The sequence below is a fragment of the Streptomyces sp. BF23-19 genome (genome assembly GCF_041106355.1).
In the GTDB taxonomy this organism is placed as follows: Bacteria; Actinomycetota; Actinomycetes; order Streptomycetales; family Streptomycetaceae; genus Streptomyces; species Streptomyces virginiae_A.
In genome coordinates, this window is sequence record NZ_JBGBPT010000003.1 from 69156 (window position 1) to 84432 (window position 15277).

At 70.9% G+C, this 15277-nt stretch carries 18 protein-coding genes; 11 read left to right on the forward strand and 7 right to left on the reverse strand.

Annotated features, from left to right (window positions below; all coding sequences use genetic code 11):
• Positions 1-44 precede the first annotated feature (44 nt).
• Positions 45-1466, forward strand: coding sequence for an amidohydrolase family protein (locus AB8A24_RS02655; RefSeq protein ID WP_328959986.1), 1422 nt, complete (start codon positions 45-47; stop codon positions 1464-1466).
• 52 nt (positions 1467-1518) lie between these two features.
• Here AB8A24_RS02655 and AB8A24_RS02660 read toward each other — a convergent pair whose 3' ends face one another.
• Positions 1519-2250: a hypothetical protein gene (locus AB8A24_RS02660; RefSeq protein WP_369474490.1), complete on the reverse strand. Its 732-nt coding sequence runs from the start codon at positions 2248-2250 to the stop codon at positions 1519-1521.
• Positions 2251-2717: 467 nt separating this feature from the next.
• A complete protein-coding gene (locus AB8A24_RS02665; protein ID WP_328959984.1) occupies positions 2718-3035 on the reverse strand; it encodes a hypothetical protein in 318 nt (105 codons plus the stop codon).
• Between the two features lie 477 nt (positions 3036-3512).
• Here AB8A24_RS02665 and AB8A24_RS02670 point away from each other — a divergent pair, with 477 nt between their 5' ends.
• Complete coding sequence (locus AB8A24_RS02670; protein WP_369474492.1) at positions 3513-3710, forward strand: hypothetical protein; 198 nt, start codon at positions 3513-3515, stop codon at positions 3708-3710.
• 271 nt (positions 3711-3981) lie between these two features.
• Here AB8A24_RS02670 and AB8A24_RS02675 read toward each other — a convergent pair whose 3' ends face one another.
• A complete protein-coding gene (locus tag AB8A24_RS02675) occupies positions 3982-4461 on the reverse strand; it encodes a hypothetical protein (RefSeq protein WP_266479802.1) in 480 nt (159 codons plus the stop codon).
• Positions 4462-4913: 452 nt separating this feature from the next.
• Positions 4914-5561, reverse strand: a complete 648-nt coding sequence (locus tag AB8A24_RS02680) for a hypothetical protein (RefSeq protein WP_328959981.1) — start codon at positions 5559-5561, stop codon at positions 4914-4916.
• Between the two features lie 198 nt (positions 5562-5759).
• On the opposite strand from AB8A24_RS02680, the gene AB8A24_RS02685 reads away from it, so the two are divergent.
• From AB8A24_RS02685 to AB8A24_RS02710, 6 genes are all read left to right on the forward strand, one after another.
• Complete coding sequence (locus AB8A24_RS02685; RefSeq protein ID WP_369474629.1) at positions 5760-5996, forward strand: hypothetical protein; 237 nt, start codon at positions 5760-5762, stop codon at positions 5994-5996.
• Entirely contained in the window at positions 5945-6376 is a 432-nt protein-coding gene (locus AB8A24_RS02690) for a DUF4259 domain-containing protein (protein WP_328965762.1), read from the forward strand. The genes AB8A24_RS02685 and AB8A24_RS02690 overlap by 52 nt, the downstream gene beginning before the upstream one ends.
• Before the next feature lie 49 nt (positions 6377-6425).
• Positions 6426-7001 carry a hypothetical protein gene (locus AB8A24_RS02695; RefSeq protein ID WP_369474495.1) on the forward strand — a complete coding sequence of 192 codons (576 nt, stop codon included), beginning with the start codon at positions 6426-6428 and terminating at the stop codon, positions 6999-7001.
• A gap of 402 nt (positions 7002-7403) precedes the next feature.
• Entirely contained in the window at positions 7404-8615 is a 1212-nt protein-coding gene (locus AB8A24_RS02700) for a cytochrome P450 (RefSeq protein WP_328959979.1), read from the forward strand.
• A gap of 5 nt (positions 8616-8620) precedes the next feature.
• The gene (locus tag AB8A24_RS02705; protein ID WP_328959978.1) at positions 8621-8815 is read left to right on the forward strand and encodes a ferredoxin; all 195 of its coding nucleotides are present in this window, start codon (positions 8621-8623) and stop codon (positions 8813-8815) included.
• Between the two features lie 44 nt (positions 8816-8859).
• Positions 8860-9021, forward strand: a complete 162-nt coding sequence (locus AB8A24_RS02710; protein WP_369474497.1) for a hypothetical protein — start codon at positions 8860-8862, stop codon at positions 9019-9021.
• A gap of 65 nt (positions 9022-9086) precedes the next feature.
• Here AB8A24_RS02710 and AB8A24_RS02715 read toward each other — a convergent pair whose 3' ends face one another.
• Positions 9087-9269 (reverse strand): hypothetical protein, encoded by a 183-nt coding sequence (locus tag AB8A24_RS02715; protein WP_369474499.1) that lies wholly within the window; start codon positions 9267-9269, stop codon positions 9087-9089.
• Between the two features lie 830 nt (positions 9270-10099).
• Between AB8A24_RS02715 and AB8A24_RS02720 the strand changes: the two genes are divergently transcribed.
• On the forward strand, positions 10100-11188 hold the full coding sequence (locus AB8A24_RS02720; protein ID WP_328959975.1) for a substrate-binding domain-containing protein: 1089 nt from the start codon (positions 10100-10102) through the stop codon (positions 11186-11188).
• Between the two features lie 241 nt (positions 11189-11429).
• Here AB8A24_RS02720 and AB8A24_RS02725 read toward each other — a convergent pair whose 3' ends face one another.
• Positions 11430-12296 carry a hypothetical protein gene (locus AB8A24_RS02725; protein ID WP_328959974.1) on the reverse strand — a complete coding sequence of 289 codons (867 nt, stop codon included), beginning with the start codon at positions 12294-12296 and terminating at the stop codon, positions 11430-11432.
• A 358-nt stretch (positions 12297-12654) separates the two neighbouring features.
• Positions 12655-13578 carry a LysR family transcriptional regulator gene (locus tag AB8A24_RS02730; RefSeq protein WP_328959973.1) on the reverse strand — a complete coding sequence of 308 codons (924 nt, stop codon included), beginning with the start codon at positions 13576-13578 and terminating at the stop codon, positions 12655-12657.
• 117 nt (positions 13579-13695) lie between these two features.
• On the opposite strand from AB8A24_RS02730, the gene AB8A24_RS02735 reads away from it, so the two are divergent.
• Both AB8A24_RS02735 and AB8A24_RS02740 read left to right on the forward strand, forming a co-directional pair.
• The gene (locus tag AB8A24_RS02735) at positions 13696-14508 is read left to right on the forward strand and encodes an inositol monophosphatase (RefSeq protein WP_369474502.1); all 813 of its coding nucleotides are present in this window, start codon (positions 13696-13698) and stop codon (positions 14506-14508) included.
• 52 nt (positions 14509-14560) lie between these two features.
• The gene (locus AB8A24_RS02740) at positions 14561-15205 is read left to right on the forward strand and encodes an NAD(P)-binding domain-containing protein (RefSeq protein ID WP_328959971.1); all 645 of its coding nucleotides are present in this window, start codon (positions 14561-14563) and stop codon (positions 15203-15205) included.
• Positions 15206-15277: the final 72 nt, after the last annotated feature.

Below are 15277 nucleotides of genomic sequence, written 5' to 3' on the forward strand. Positions count from 1 at the left end.
GCCGGGCGGGCCTTCCGTTCTGAGCCCTCGGGAGGTACTACGCCATGCAGTCGTCCCCCACACCTTCGCCGGCCCGGCCGCCCCACAGCCGCCGCGACATCCTCACCGGCCTCGGCCTGGCCGCCGCCACCCCGCTCGTCCTCGGCATCACCGACCGCCCCGCTCGCCCACCCGCCCCGGTCGGCCCGACGGTCCTGCTGCGCGGCGCCTCCCTCGTCCTCACCATGGATCCGGCCCTCGGCAGCGGCCCCCTCGGCGCCCTCGACAACGCCGATGTCCTGATGCGGGGCGGCACCATCGCCGCCGTCGGCACGGGCCTGCGGCCCCCGCCCGGCACCCGGATCGTGGACGCTTCCGGCAAGCTGGTCATGCCGGGGTTCGTCGACACCCACACCCACCTCTGGCAGGCCGTGATCCGCGGGGGCTGTACCGACGGGGACCTGTTCGGCTGGTTCACACGATGTACCGACCCCCAGCGGGGCCGACTCACCCCCGAGGCCCTGCACAGCTTCGTACGCCTCGCCGCCCTCGACGCCGTCCAGTCGGGGGTGACCACCCTCGTGGACTGGGTGGACATCTTCTCCTACGACCTCATCGAGAGCTACGTACGGGCCCTGGCCGCGACCGGAGTGCGGTTCACCTATGCGATGTTCCCCTCCGAGACCGACCCGACGCTGGTCGCCAAGGTGAAGAAGGAACTCGTCGATCCCGTTCCGCTCGCCGACTTCCAGGTCGCCACCCACGCGGCGCGAGCCGTCCAACACATCAACCACGCCCACTGGGAAGCCGCCCAGGACCTCGGGGTCATGCTCAACTCCCACGTCCTCGAACGCCCCGAGCAGCGCGCCGACGACCCCATCGGAGTCCTCACCGACATCGGCGCCCTCGGTCCACGACTCCTGATCAACCACGCGATCCACCTGACCGACGACGAGATCGCCGCCGTCGCCGCGCACGACGTGCGTGCGGCCCACTGCCCGCTCAGCAACATGCGGCTGGCCTCCGGCATCATGCGGCTGGCCGAATTCGGGCGGCGGGGCGTCAAGGTCGGCCTCGGCCTGGACGGCGGCACCAACGACAGCTCGGACTTCCACGCGCTGATGAAGACGGCCATCGGCCTGCAGCGCGCCCGCGCGACGCAGGCCGCGATCTTCCCGCAGGTCCACGACGTCCTACGAATGGCCACCCTCGGCGGCGCCGAAGCCCTGGGGATCGGCGACCGGACGGGCTCCCTGACCCCCGGAAAACGGGCCGACGTCGTGGTCGTCGACCCGGCCGCCCTGAACTTCGCGCCGCGCTTCGACTGGGTCGGCCAGACCGTCTTCAACGGGCGGCCCGAGAACGTCGAGGCCGTGTTCGTCGACGGACGGCCGCTGAAGTTCGACGGCCGGCTCGTCGGCGTCGACACGGAGCGCGTCGTACGGGAGGCGGAGACGGCCGCGACCCGACTGCGCGCGGCCGGATAGACCCGGCCGGCCCCCGTTGGCCCCCAGCCGGCGCCGAGGCCGGCGCCACGGGTCAGCCCACCGCGTCCCAGGCCCTCATCGGACCGTCCAACCAGGCGGGTGGCAGCTCGGCGGCCTCCCACTCCTCCCGCAGCGCGGCCGGCCGCGTGGCGAGCCGCTCCAGCACGGCGACGCCGGTGGCCGAGTGCAGCAGCGAGTAGCGGCTGTGGACGGCGGTCGCACTGCCGGGCCCGTACTCCACGTACAACCGCTCCAGGCGGGCCCGGTGCGCTGCGGCGAAGTCCGCCAGCCGGCCGGCGTACCGGGCCCGCTGCCAGGGGGTCATCGTGCCGAGGACGGCACGCAGTACCTCCTCGGTGACCTCGGGGTCGAGGTCGGAGACGGCGGTGAAGGCGAGGTGGAGCGGGGTGACGGCAGCCTTCGCCTGCTCCACCTCGATCCGCCCGACCGGCGACCGGGCGGCCGAAGCGGCGCCCGGTCCGTCGGGGTCGACGGCCTGCCGCAGCGCCCGTTCGGCGATCCCGCCGAGCTCGTCCGCGACGGCACGGGCACCGTCCAGCCAGCCCGACTCGTACGGCTCGCCCTTGTCCCCCGGCACGGACCCGCCGGGCGCGCCGAGCTCCTCGCACGCGCCGGCCAAGGCGCCCGCCTCGACCAGGGCGATCAGGCCCTCCGCGTCGTCGGCGAAGACCCCCGCCCGGCCGAGCAGCTGGAGCAGAGTCCTCTTCGCGTTCAGGACGCTGACCGAGTCCAGCTCCTGCCGATTCTCCTCGGCAGCGTGCATCGGATCCTCCTCATCACATGGGCCAGCGGTACGGTACGCCGGCCTGCGGCTCACCCTCGTACGGTTCAACGCGCGATGGGACCGCCGTGATCCCCGCGGATGCCCTGCTGCGCGACGACTGCATCCGTTCAGCGCAACGAGCGCCCCGACCGACCGAAGGGCACCCCGCCCCCGTTGACCAGGACCGACGCGAATCCTCCTCGCACAGGCGCTGTGCGTCCCGGTCGGTGGACGACGTGGGGAACGCCGCCCCGGCGATCTTCTCCAGCGGGTTGCGTAGTCGTACCCGGTGGAGTCGTCGGCGCGGACGTGGTGGAGCAGGGGGAGTGCGGCCAGGACCATGACGGCGGCCGCACGCTTCTGATCATCATGAGGCGAGGTCTACCGGACCCACCCGCTCCAGGGAAGGCGTCCCGCGGGCCGGCTCACAGCGCGATGCCCTGGGATGCCACCGCACCCCCGTTCGATCAGTGGCTGATGGCTCGCTCCGCCAGATACCACAGGGCCATCAGGCCCGCCCAGCCCAGCACTCCCAGGGAGCCGAGCGTGATGCCGGTGACCGAAGCGAACCGCGCGGACGTCGCCGCGACGCCGCGGCGCAGCGCGCGGACACCTGAGGTGATCGCGGCGACGCCGAGGGGCAGAGCGAGGAGGACGAGGTAAGGCAGCACCGGAAGGGCGACGAGAGCCAGGAACGCGCCGGACCCCAGTGCCAGGGCTGTCATGCCCGTCTCGGAGCCATGTGGCGCGAGGTCGAGATCGCAGGACAGCTGGTCGGTGCTCATGGTCTTCACGGTGTTCACCGTAGGCCTGACATCGTGGCCTGCGTATGGGCGCTGCTACTCGGTCGTCCCTGAGTACGAGGCCATGCCGCAGGCGGCGGCGCCGAACTGCGGGGTAGCGCGGCTGCCCGAGTTCCGGCGGGGTGGGCCTGCTCCCGGAACTCGTAGCGGAGAGGCACGTAGGCGGTGCGGCCGGCAGGCCGTTGGGGAACGGGGAAACCGCGGTGGTCCCGCCCGATTCCCTGCCGACCGGGGTCGGCCGTGGCCGGAAGCGGCTATTACAGCGGCAGTGGCGGTGACGGATACTGCAGGTGAACGGACCGGCAGCCCAGTGATCCCGAAAAGGGGAGTGCGACTGCCCCAGGCGGCCGGAGAGGCACATCTCGGCTTCCGATTCTGAAAGGTTGCGGAATGAATGCTTTAACCACTCTGGCGGCGGCCGCCTTCGGCTCCACCGTGTATCTCACGGCTCTCTCGACCGTGAGATGGCTGAACCAGCTGGCCCCGCGTGTCAAGGTCACGGGTCTGATCGTGACCGGCATCGTTCTGTGCGCAGTTGTCGGGATGATTTCGTTCTCGAGCCAGAGCGTCGCGCTCGGATTCATCCTGGGCGCCGGCCTGACACCGCCCGTACACCGGCGGATCCTGCAACGCCGCGGGCACGTCGCCGGTTCTTGACCTACCGGCCCACAGCCGTACCGCTCCTGCCGCCGGCCCCGGTGACCGACGGCTTCCGGCGATCTCCTGGTGGCGCACCTATGAAGACGGGCCTCCTGGCGGTTCGGGGGTGCGAAACCGACCGGACCGCCCAGGAGGCCCCGTTGTCGACGATGCGCCGGTTGGCCGGCCGCCGTCTCGTACCGGGCGACATGCTCATCGCGCGGAGCCGGAAGGTGACCCGAAGGAAACGCCTGGTGCTGTGACCCGGTGGACCTTTCCGGTCACAGCACTAGGTCCGTGTGTCGTCCTGCTCGCGGCTGCTGTCGGAATCCACGGCTGCGACGGTGAAGCAGACGGCGGCCCCGAGGCCGAGGAAGAAGAAGACCGGGTTGACGTAGCCGGGGACGGATACGGGGTAGTCACCGACATCGTCGGTCTCGCACACGAACCGCAGCGGCACGTACTCCACCCGGTAGCCGGAGATCGACTCCGCCCGCTGCTCCCAGCCCTGCGTACGGCACGGCCGGATGGGGACCGAGTCCGTTCCACCGTCCTCGGCCGACATGACCGCGCCGCTGACGTGCAGCAGTCCCCAGGTGTACACGCCCAACGCGATCGCCGCCTGGACGAAGCCGGCGGTGCGCAGCCAGGCGTGGCTGTCGGCCCGCCGCAAGCCGCCGGCCCGGGCCGTCACACCGAGGGCCCGTCCCGCGAAGACGAACGGGAGGATCAGACCGGCCGGCACGAGAAGCAAGAGGAAGTAGGCCATCGCCCGACTCCAGCAGGGTTGTGGGAGCGAGGGCTGTGGCGGAGCCCACAAATCCGGCAACAAGTTCGCAACTGCCCGGCCATGCGACCACGCCGTCAGATCGCAGGTGGGAGCGGGTCCGTGGTCGTGTGCGGCGGTGGAGACGACCGCTGCCTCACGGGCGGAATGCCCTCGGGTTGATCTGTCGGTGTCCTTTCAGGCCCGGTTGACCGGCCGCGAGACCGCGGCATTGAGGTGCTGAGGTGCTGAGAGTGTGCCTGTCTGCGAAGTCACCGGAGTTCGAGGGGATTCCGCCGGTTTCCCCGCGGGTGGGGGAATGCGTCACCTCGTGCGCGACTCATCGCACCGGTGCGCACCCTCGTCCCGCCGCGCCCCGGGTGTCCGGCGTGGGCCTGCTGAATGCCGACCGCCGTATGCGTGCCCGGGTGTGGCAGCTGAGCTGCAGGCTCTTGTCAGCCTCCGCCGCCGGTCGAGCCGCCGTGGCCTACGACCATCCACGGAGGCGACTGCACACGGCGTTGGACGACCAGGTCCACCTGAACGGCGGTGGGGGCGAGTGTCTGTTGCAGTTGCTGGTGGAGGGGCGTGGTGTCGGTCGTCCACGGGAGGATAGGCATGGGCCGGATCAGGCGGTTGTTCTTCAGGAGCACGTACAGGGTGATCTTGGCGGACACCGGCTTCCGGTCCCTCTTGTAGGACTCGACGATGGAGTGGTCGATCCAGATCTGCTGTACGTCGGTGAGCGGCCTCGGCCGGTCCGTGCGGGGGCCCCGGACAAGGGTCATGGTGTTCGGGGCGGCCGCGGGCGAGAACCGCAACCGGGTCACGCCCCGGAAGGCCCCGTACAAGATCACGAATGTGTTGACGACGAGTCCCACCGCGGCGGCGATCCCGACCGCGGCCCAGATCCGGCCGGGCCCCTGCTCGAGGATCACCGCCATGACCGCATAGACCGGGGTGCCGTAGAGAGCGCCGGCCGCGAGCGACCCGACTACCTCCCCGGGCCAACGCCTGGCGGCGAACACGAGCGGCCCGACTTCCTCGCGAAGCACCACGTCGACCACGTCGGGGTTCGAACGGTCGATCCGCACGCTGTTCATGACACGACGTTAGGACGGCGTCACCGGTTGGGGAAGACCGTGTGCGGCGCCAGGCGGCCCGGACACGATGAGCGGCCGGCTCGGCCGGCGGCCGCCAGGACGAAGTCACCGCCACCGGCCGGTGGCCGAACCGGCCCTCCGTCCTCGACGACTTCCAGCCCTGCCTGGACGGCCGGTGGAGCGAGGGCCGCACCAAACGTGTGGAAGCCACGGGAGGAGATCGCGTCGCTCGGCTCCAACAGGAGCTACCGGCGCGTCCGCTCCTACCTGCACGACAAGCGCCCCACACCACGACCGGTGACCGCCCGGGCCACCCTCACCCGAAACCGTCACGGATCGGTCCTGAGGCAGCCGCAGACCCCCACCGACTCCGAGCGGCTCCAATTCAAGGCCGCCCGGACGACGACGCCGAGCCCGCAGCACGCCAAGCCCTGATCCGAGGCGTTCTCATCCGGACCATCGACGCTACGGGCTACCTCACGGAAGCGGACGAGGCGGTGGCCGCCGCCGCACTGATCGCGGCGCAATGCCCGGGAGGCGACCCCGTCGACACGCCCTGCGGCCCGGTGACACCGATGCCCGTGTTCCCTTCCGAGCTTCGGGTGCTCGCTGACGAGGCCCTCGCCCGCATCGCCGACGACGAGGACGGGCCGTCCTCGAACTGGGTCGACCCGGGCGACGGGAAGCAGTGGCGGGCCACACTCGCCCGCCTTCGCGCAGTCCTTGCCCCGCCACCTCCTTCCATCGCTCTCTTCGACGTCCAGCCATCTTTCGCAGGCTCCGCATCCGAGGGGAAAACGGGGCGGCATCCATGAGCGGTCTGTGTGAGACTCCCTCTGAATGATCACTCGGGGGAGTTTCGCTTTGAACGAGCTGTTGAAGAGGGTGTGGATCGGGCTGGCCGCGACCTTGATCGCGAGTCTGGCCGTCGTGGTCCTGCCGGATCGCTTCCAGATGGACGACGACGGGCACATCCACCTGGCCGCGCCCACGCCGTCCCCGTCCACGGCGGCGCCCACACCGGAGTCCACGTCACCGCCCCTCAATCGGGACGCCGTGGACGAGGCGATCCGGACCGCGGTCGGCGCGGCCGGCCTCGACCCGGCGCAGGGTCGCCCGACCGTCGCGGCCGACGCCAACTCGAACAGGACGGGCTGGGCGGCCGTCCGCGAGGAGGCCGCCGCGCAGTCGGAGATGAACGCGATCTGCGCCGACCTGGAGCGCCAGGGCTGGACGCTGAACCCGAACGGCGACCGCCCCGACGCCTCCCGCAGTTACAAGCGCGGGGGCTGGTACCTGCTGGTGAGCACGCGGGGGAAGACCCAGGCGCCGTCCACCACCTCCGCCTTGACCGACTCGCAGACCTACCTGACCGTGACCGGGCTCCAGTTGAACCTTTCCGACATACCCCTCCCCAAGATCACCGTCCGCATCGGCTGACCCTTGATGCGGCCGAGGGGCGAGGCGTCGCCACCTGACGCGTACGACGTCCAGGACTCCCGGACTCCAGGAGGTCGAGGACGCGCGGTCGCCGCGCGGCGAGGTCGGCCACGTGGACGACGGACAGCCGGCCGCCGGACATGGCCCGGACATCCTCGCCCGCCGGCAGCCGGCGGGCGGTCCTCCGCGCCCACGCCCGTTTCGGTCGGTTCCGGTCAGTTCCGGTTGGTTCCGAATGTTTCCGGACGCCCACCCGTGGGCCCGCTCCCTTGCGGGCCCGGGAACGCGCGCCCGGGTGAACCCGGGCGGACTGGCCGAAACTGGCATGGATGAGATAGGTGCCTTGGGCATGTAATGGAGTCCGGCGTGAACGGAACCATCGCTTGCGAGGTGTTGTTTTCCATGACCGAGGCCATGTCCCATGCCCTGCCGGATGCCGTCGCCTTCCCCCAGGACCGCACCTGCCCCTACCACCCGCCCGCCGCGTACGGGCCGCTGCGGGAAAGCCGGCCCCTCTCGAGGGTCACCCTCTTCGACGGCCGCTCCGTATGGGTGGTCACCGGCCACGCCGCGGCGCGCGCCCTGCTCTCCGACGCGCGGTTGTCCAGCGACCGCACCAAGGAGGCCTTCCCCGCCCCCACCCGCCGCTTCAAGGGCATCCAGGGCCGGCGCGCCGCGCTGCTCGGGGTGGACGACCCCGAGCACAACCGGCAGCGTCGGATGCTGATCCCGAGCTTCTCGGTCAAGCGGATGGCGGCCCTGCGGCCACAGATCCAGGAGACCGTGGACCGGCTGATCGACGGGATGGTGGCGCGGGGCACGCGGACCGAACTCGTCAGCTCCTTCGCCCTGCCGGTCCCGTCCATGGTGATCTGCTCCCTGCTGGGGGTCCCGTACGCGGACCACGAGTTCTTCGAGGGGCAGTCGCGGCGGCTGCTGCGCGGCCCCGAGCCCGCCGATGTCGAGGACGCCCGCCGCCGGTTGGACACCTACCTGGAGACCTTGATCCGGCAGAAGCGCACCGATCCGGGCGACGGGCTGCTGGACGAGCTGATCGCCACCCGGCTGGACACCGGCGAGACCACGGTGGAGGAACTGGTCGACCTGGCCGTGATCCTGCTGATCGCGGGCCACGAGACCACGGCGAACATGATCTCCCTCGGCACCTTCACACTTCTGCGCCACCCCGAGCAGCTCTCCGAGCTGCGCGACGAACCCTCGCTGATGTCGGAGGCGGTGGAGGAGCTGATGCGGTTCCTCTCGATCGCCGACGGCATGCTGCGGGTGGCCACCGAGGAGATCGAGGTCGGCGGCGTGACGATCCGCCCGGACGAGGGGGTGGTCTTCTCCACCTCCGTCATCAACCGCGACGAGACGGTCTTCGGGGAGCCGGACTCGCTCGACTGGAACCGGCCCACCCGCCACCACCTGGCCTTCGGCTTCGGCATCCACCAGTGCCTGGGCCAGAACCTGGCCCGCGCCGAGATGGAGATCGCCCTGGGCACCCTCTTCCGGCGGCTGCCCGGCCTGCGCCTGGCGGCCGACCCGGACGAGATCCCCTTCAAGCCCGGGGACACCATCCAGGGCATGCTCGAACTCCCCGTGGCCTGGTGAGCGGCATGCGGATCTCTGTCGACCAGGACGTCTGCATCGGCGCCGGCCAGTGCGCGCTGACCGCGCCCCAGGTGTTCACCCAGGACGACGACGGGCTCAGCGAGGTGCTCCCGGGCCGCGAGGACGGGCACGGCAGCCCGCTCGTACGGGAGGCCGCCCGGGCCTGCCCGGTCTCGGCGATCACCGTCGCGGAAACCTGAACCCCCCCGGATCGCCGGGCTCGGACCTGGTCGCGGTAGACGTCGTGGTCGCAGCCTCGGCGAAGACCGACCGCGCGCCCACCAACGAAGACCTGAGCGGTCTGCCGAAGGACGACCTCTACAAGATGGCCGCCGCCGACATTCCCGGCTGCTCGCACATGACCCGCGACGACCTCGTGAAAGCACTGTCCCCATCCCGGACGTGAACGCGAAAGGCAGGCACCCGGGGTGGCGTTGCGACCACCGGTGGAGCGCGGTTCGGTATCCGCATCTACGCGTCGAGCTCCGGGAGGCGTTCGTCGGGGGCGGCCGGGCGGCCTTCGGCCAGCCAGAACATGTAGTCGCGAAGGTACCCGTGGAGGCCGTGGTCCAGGTGGGCGAGGTACGTCCGTGCTCCTTCGGCGGCGTCCCGGAACCCCTCGCGCTCGGACGTGGCCCACTCGCCCCACCCCACGAGTGCGGCCCACTCCCGGGCCCTGCCACGCTCGCGCCACCAGTCCCGGACCAGCTCCGGGGTCCAGTGCCGGTCGCCATCCCCGCCGTACCCCCCCGAAGGGGTCGCACTCCGCGGCGCAGGTCAACTCGTGCACCCCGGAAGTCGCGACCGGCCGGCGGTAGACGAACTCGGTGCAGTACTCGTCCTCGTACGCGACATGCTGGGGCGCGCACTGCCGTCCCGTGAGGCAGTTGTCGGTGCCGGCCGTGTAGAACGGGCCCGGGACGTTTCGCCAGTCCCGCCGCTGCCACCCGTCGGGCGCGGGCCCGGACCAGTCGTGCCTCACAAGGTCGCCCCGCCACAGCGGATCGGGCTCGCCCACCAAGGCGCGGACGGCCGGTATCGGATCCCAGTAGGTCATGATCCGCAGGATTCCAGAGAGCTGGGCCGCAGCAGCCTCCTCGCCCCACCGCCCCTGGCCACCGGAGCCGCGGCCACTGGGCTGGACCAGCCGGCGGGGATGCGAGTGAACAGTCCAACAGCGCATGACCGAGGTTCGACGGCTACCGCGGCCTGCCACCGCAGCCTGCTGCCGCAGACCCGGCGCGGGTCACTGACCCAGGACTGGTTCCCGGCCTCGCGCCCCGCACGCTTGCGGCCGGCGCACCCCCGCTTGTGCCGTGCGTCAGAGGCGAAGCCATTGTCGCCTCGCGAGAACGCTCGGGGGAGCTCGGTCCCGGCTGCCGGCGACGCTCCCGCGGGCGGTACCCTCCGGCTCAGCGGAAAGGGCAGGGTGTTCCGCGCCACCTCGGCCGTACGAAACGGCCACGTCAGGGAGGTCCCACCGCATGAACCCGTATCTGCGCACCCCCACTGCTCTGACCATGCTGGCGCTCGTTGCCACCCTCGCCGCCTGCGGCACCACCGAGGAGGGCAACGCAATCGGTAGCAACAGTGTCAGGATCGGCCTGCTGCTCCCCGAGAACGAGACCGCGCGGTACGAAAAGTTCGACAAGCCGCTGATGGAGAAGAAGGTCGCCCTGCTGACCCTCGGCAAGGGCAAGGTGGTCTACGCCAACGCGATGGGGGACGTGGCCAAGCAGAACGCCCAGGCCGACGCGATGATCGAGAGCAAGGTCGATGTCCTGGTCGTCGACGCGGTGGACTCCAAGGCGATCGCCGGCGCGGTGACGAAGGCCAAGGCGGCGGGCATCCCGGTCGTCGCCTACGACCGCTTGGCCGAGGGCCCGGTCGATGCGTACGTCTCGTTCGACAACGAGGACATCGGCCGCCTCCAGGGCAAGACCCTGCTGGATTCCCTGGGCGACAGAGCCAGGAACGGGAAGATAGTCATGATGCACGGCGCCCTCACCGACCCGAACGCCGCCCGCTACAAGACCGGCGCCCGCGCGGTCCTCGACGGCAAGGTGAACATCGGCAAGGAGTACGACACCGCCGAGTGGAAGCGGGAGAACGCGAGCGCCAACATGACGGCGGCGATCTCCGCGCTCGGCAAGGACAAGATCGCCGGCGTCTACTCCGCCAACGACGGCATGGCCGGCGGCATCATCTCCGCCCTCAAGGCCGCCGGAGTCTCCCCCCTGCCGCCGGTCACCGGTCAGGACACCGAACTCCCCGCCGTGCAGCGAATAGTGGCGGGCGAGCAGTTCATGAGCGTCTACAAGCCCTACTCCCGCGAGGCAGAGGCCGCGGCCGAGATCGCCGTCCTTCTCGCCCAGGGCGAGAAGATCGACGGAATCATCAACCAGGTGGTCAGCAGCCCCACCACCAAGCGAGTCCCCTCAGTCCTCATCCTCGGCGTATCCGTGACCCGCGACAACATCAGGAGCACCCTGGTCCTCGACAACGTCTACACCGTCGAGGAGATCTGCACCGAGGCCCTCAAGGCCGCTTGCGACGGGATCGGCCTGGAATAGGGCGACAGGCAGGAGGGGCTCGGTCCCGGCCTGCCCGCACTCGCTCCGAAAGGAGTCCCAGTAGAGGGCCGCAGATCTCACGGGCCGGCCCTGGGCCGTGGCAGCAACGCGTGTTTCCTCACCGTCACCTGCGTCCGCATGGCCCTTGTCCGGCCGTCCGGCCGTCCGGCCCCGGTGCTCCCGGGTTGCGGGTGCCGGAGTTGGACGCGTCCGCTCGTACGCTGTGAGGGTCTCCGAGGTGTCACCCGTCGAGGTCGAACACGTCCCATGCGGTGAACGGTTCGGCCTGGACGTAGATCCTGCTTCCCCGGCCGACGACCCGCCGGCGGCCGGGGGGAGCGCCGCCGGGCAGGGTGAGCAGGCCGACCTCCGTCGGATCGACGGAGGTCTCGGTGAGCTCTCCGTGGGCGAGTCGGTCCCGCTCTTCGCCGTAGCCGCCGTAGAAGGCGACCCGACCGCCGTGGACGGCCACCGCCTTGGCGCCCCGCACGGTGTTCGCCCGTACCTTCACCAACCGGTCGGGCCGGTCGGGGCGGATCTCCAGGAGCGGGAAGTCGGTGTACGGGCAGGCCCAGGCGACGGTGCCGGACACGTTCAGGGCGTAGCAGTCCATGATCCATCCGGCATCGGGGGCGTGATCGGACATCCAGCGGAGGTGGCCCGTGGCGCTCCAGCGGCGGATTCCCGCCGGGTTCTCGTCGAAATGACCGGCCCAGATGTGGCCGGTCTCGTCCACGAGCATGTGCTCGATGGCGTCCCCGACGGAGAAGGAAGTGGTCTCGCGGCCGAGTTCGTCGAAGATCTGGACCTGGTCCGCGTCCTCGTATCGGCGGGCGCGGGACGCGGCTACGACGAACCCGCCGTCGGGCAGCCGGTCCAGGTGCGGCCACCGGGCCCGCACGGCGCTCAGCTCGGTGAGTTCGACGTTGCCGTAGGGGTGGACGGAGACGACGAGCGCGTCGAAGGGCGCCACATCGCCGCGCTCCGGAGCCTGTTCGGCGAGCAGCCAGTGGGCGGCGCCGAAGACGTCGACGGTACTGGTCAGGACGTGACGGTCGTGGTGCGCGCGGGGTAGGCGGGCGTAGGGGACGAGGGCGGTTCTCTGCACGGGCGGGCTCTCCTGGGCGGGTGGTTGCGGACAGCGGGCGTTGCGGTGAGCGGCGACCGGTGGCGCGCGAGCGGTGGAGAGCGGAGTGGAGCGCCTGAGACGGCCTGGACGGCATGGCCCTTTCCGGTCGTCATGCGGTGATCTTCGCCGACGTCGGACCTGGTGACAAACCTGGTGACGAACCCTTTCGGCGTGCGCGTCGATCGCACGCTGAACGCAGGTGCCGGTAGGGGGGCCGCCACGTTCTCCGGGTCGGGGATGAGGTCGGCGTCAGGATGGTGTCGTCGGGTGCGCCCGGGGCGGGGCGATGGCGGCGGGCCCTGTCCCGGGCGTACCCGTCACTTCCCGGTCCGGTGAGTCAGAGCTGTGGAGCGGCGGCCGGCGGTGCGAACAGGGCCTGGACGGTTTCGGTGGCCAGGTCGCGCAGCCAGGTGTGGGCGCGGTCGTCGTCGTAGCGCTGGTGCCACAGCAGGTACAGGGGAACGTCGGGCAACTGGAGGGGGAGCGGGAGTGTGACCAGGCCGAGTTGGTCCCGGGCCGCGCGGGTGACCGCGTCGGGGAGGGTGACGACCAGGTCGGTGTCGAGGGCGAGTTGCAGTGCGAAGGCGGTGGTGGGTCCGGCGGCGGCGACGCGTCGTTCGAGGCCGCGCGTGGTCAGGGCGTCGTCGATCGGGTCGCGCAGGCTGCCGCGCCGCGAGACGGTGAGGTGTTCGGCGGCCGCGTAACGCTCGAGGCTCGGCGGGCCTTCGGTGAGCGGGTGGCCCGGTCGGACGGCGACCACCAGCCGGTCTCGGCCGACGAGGCGGTGGCGGATGTCGGGAAGCGCCGGAGCGCCGGCACTCGATTCGAGGTCGACCTCCCCCCGGCGCAGCTCGGCGTCGTCCGTCCCGGGTTCGGCGGACAGGCGCAGTTGGACGCCCGGGGCCCGGCGGCGGACGGCGGTGATCAGGGCGGTGCCGCAAGCGGCGGTCAGGGCGTCGTGCCAGCGCACGGTGAACACCCGCTCCAGAGCCGCCAGATCGAGCTCCTGCTGTGCGGACAGGAGTTGGTGGGCCTGCTGCACGAGGGCATGGACCTCGCTGCGCATGGCCAGCGCGCGGGTGGTGGGGACCATGCTGCGGCCCGTGCGGACCAGGATCTGATCACCGGTGGCCTTGCGGATCCGGCCCAGGGAGCGGCTCATCGCCGGTGAGGTGACGTGGAGGCGGGCTGCCGCGCCGGCGACACTGCCCTCTTCCAACAGGGCGTCCAGGGCGGTGAGCAGGTTCAAATCCAGTTGCATGACGGTAACTCTACAAGTGACAAGCATGCACTTGTTGTTAATGATCGGGCGGCCTACCTTCGAAGTGCGGGGGCGAGACGACCGCCCCGCTTCCACCGATCACCCAAGGAGCCCACCATGAGCACAACCATGCCTTTCGCCGCCGACACGACCCTCCTGGCTGACGTGACCGCCGCGGTGAAGACCGCCGGCGTCACCCTGCGCGACCGCTACACCCCGCACGCCCGGGGCGTGAGCCTGGACGAGGTCGTCGGCGAGATCCACGCCAACGACGACGCGGTGCTGGACGTCCTGCGCGAACCGCTGCTGCGGGCCCGGCCGGGATCGCAGTGGGCCGAGGACGAACTGGCCGGCGGCGCGCTCCCGCCCGGCGAGTGGTGGGTCGTCGACCCCGCCGAGGGCAACATCAACCACGTCCACGGCATGGAGGACTGGGCCGTCACCGCCACCCTGGTCCGCGACAACCAGCCGGTACTCACCGTCGTCCACCTGCCGCTGACCGGCGACACCTACACCGCGGTCGCCGGCGGTGGGGCCCGCCTCGACGACCGGCCCCTGAAGGTGTCCGCCAAGACCGACCTGGGCGCGGCGCTCATCGGCACCGGCCAGGCCAAGCCCGGCGAGGACGAGCGCACCTTCCGGCGGATCGGTGACTCCGTCACCGCCATGCTCATCAACGGACTCGTCGTGCGCGTGTCCGTGCCCGCCACGATGCAGCTCATCCACGTCGCGGCCGGACGCATGGACGCGTTCTGGCAGTTCTCCGACGTTCGCTCCGGCCTGGTCGCCGGCGCCCTACTGGTCTCCGAGGCCGGCGGCACCGTCACCGACCTGGCGGGCGAACCCTGGAACACCGGCAGCCGAGACTTCCTGGCCGCCGCCCCCGGCATCCATGGCGCCACCCTCAAGGTCCTCTCGACGATCGCCTGACCTGGGGCGTCTCCGCTCTTCCCCACCCCGATACCGCAAGGAGCAGCACCGTATGACCAACATCGGCATCCTGGGCGCCGGCCGCGTCGGCACCGACCTCGCCCGCGCACTCTCCACAGCCGGACACCACGTCACCCTCGGCAGCCGGAACCCCGAGGACACCACCGCCCCCACCACCGGGCTCCCCCCACGGATCGCCTTCGCCGACCAGCGCACCACCGCCCGCACCACGGACATCGTCATCAACGCGACGCCCGGCGACAGCTCCCTGGACCGCCTCACCGACCTGCGCACCGAACTCGCCGGCAAGATCCTCATAGACGTCTCCAACGCAACCCGCGACGCCGCTGACGGCCTGCCCGGAGACCTGTGCTATCCCGGCAGCAGCCTCGCCGAGAAGCTCCAGGCCGCGCTCCCCGACACCCATGTGGTCAAGACCCTCAACACCATGCTGTTCATGGTCATGACCGCTCCCGAGACCCTGGCCACCCCACCGACCGCCTATCTCTCGGGCAACGACGAGGGCGCGAAGAAGGCCGTCACCGGCCTGCTCGGCGACCTGGGCTGGAGGCCCGAACGGATCGAGGACCTCGGCGACATCACCACAGCCCGCGCCACCGAGGCCATGATCCTGGTCGTGCCCCACATCCTGCGCCGACAGGGTTTCAAGCCCTTCGCCGTATCCCTCGCCCGCTGACCCACCAGGACCGGGTTCGGACCGAATCCGGTGGTGGGCGCGTGTGAGGCAGCCGGGCGCCGGCCGGGACGC

What these genes read in the sequence shown, in the direction of transcription:
- AB8A24_RS02655 (WP_328959986.1), top strand. Translation starts at nt 45, where the DNA reads ATGCAGTCGTCCCCCACACCTTCGCCGGCCCGGCCGCCCCACAGCCGC.
- AB8A24_RS02660 (WP_369474490.1), bottom strand. Translation starts at nt 2,250, where the DNA reads ATGCACGCTGCCGAGGAGAATCGGCAGGAGCTGGACTCGGTCAGCGTC.
- AB8A24_RS02665 (WP_328959984.1), bottom strand. Translation starts at nt 3,035, where the DNA reads ATGAGCACCGACCAGCTGTCCTGCGATCTCGACCTCGCGCCACATGGC.
- AB8A24_RS02675 (WP_266479802.1), bottom strand. Translation starts at nt 4,461, where the DNA reads ATGGCCTACTTCCTCTTGCTTCTCGTGCCGGCCGGTCTGATCCTCCCG.
- AB8A24_RS02680 (WP_328959981.1), bottom strand. Translation starts at nt 5,561, where the DNA reads ATGAACAGCGTGCGGATCGACCGTTCGAACCCCGACGTGGTCGACGTG.
- AB8A24_RS02700 (WP_328959979.1), top strand. Translation starts at nt 7,404, where the DNA reads ATGACCGAGGCCATGTCCCATGCCCTGCCGGATGCCGTCGCCTTCCCC.
- AB8A24_RS02705 (WP_328959978.1), top strand. Translation starts at nt 8,621, where the DNA reads ATGCGGATCTCTGTCGACCAGGACGTCTGCATCGGCGCCGGCCAGTGC.
- AB8A24_RS02720 (WP_328959975.1), top strand. Translation starts at nt 10,100, where the DNA reads ATGAACCCGTATCTGCGCACCCCCACTGCTCTGACCATGCTGGCGCTC.
- AB8A24_RS02730 (WP_328959973.1), bottom strand. Translation starts at nt 13,578, where the DNA reads ATGCAACTGGATTTGAACCTGCTCACCGCCCTGGACGCCCTGTTGGAA.
- AB8A24_RS02735 (WP_369474502.1), top strand. Translation starts at nt 13,696, where the DNA reads ATGAGCACAACCATGCCTTTCGCCGCCGACACGACCCTCCTGGCTGAC.
- AB8A24_RS02740 (WP_328959971.1), top strand. Translation starts at nt 14,561, where the DNA reads ATGACCAACATCGGCATCCTGGGCGCCGGCCGCGTCGGCACCGACCTC.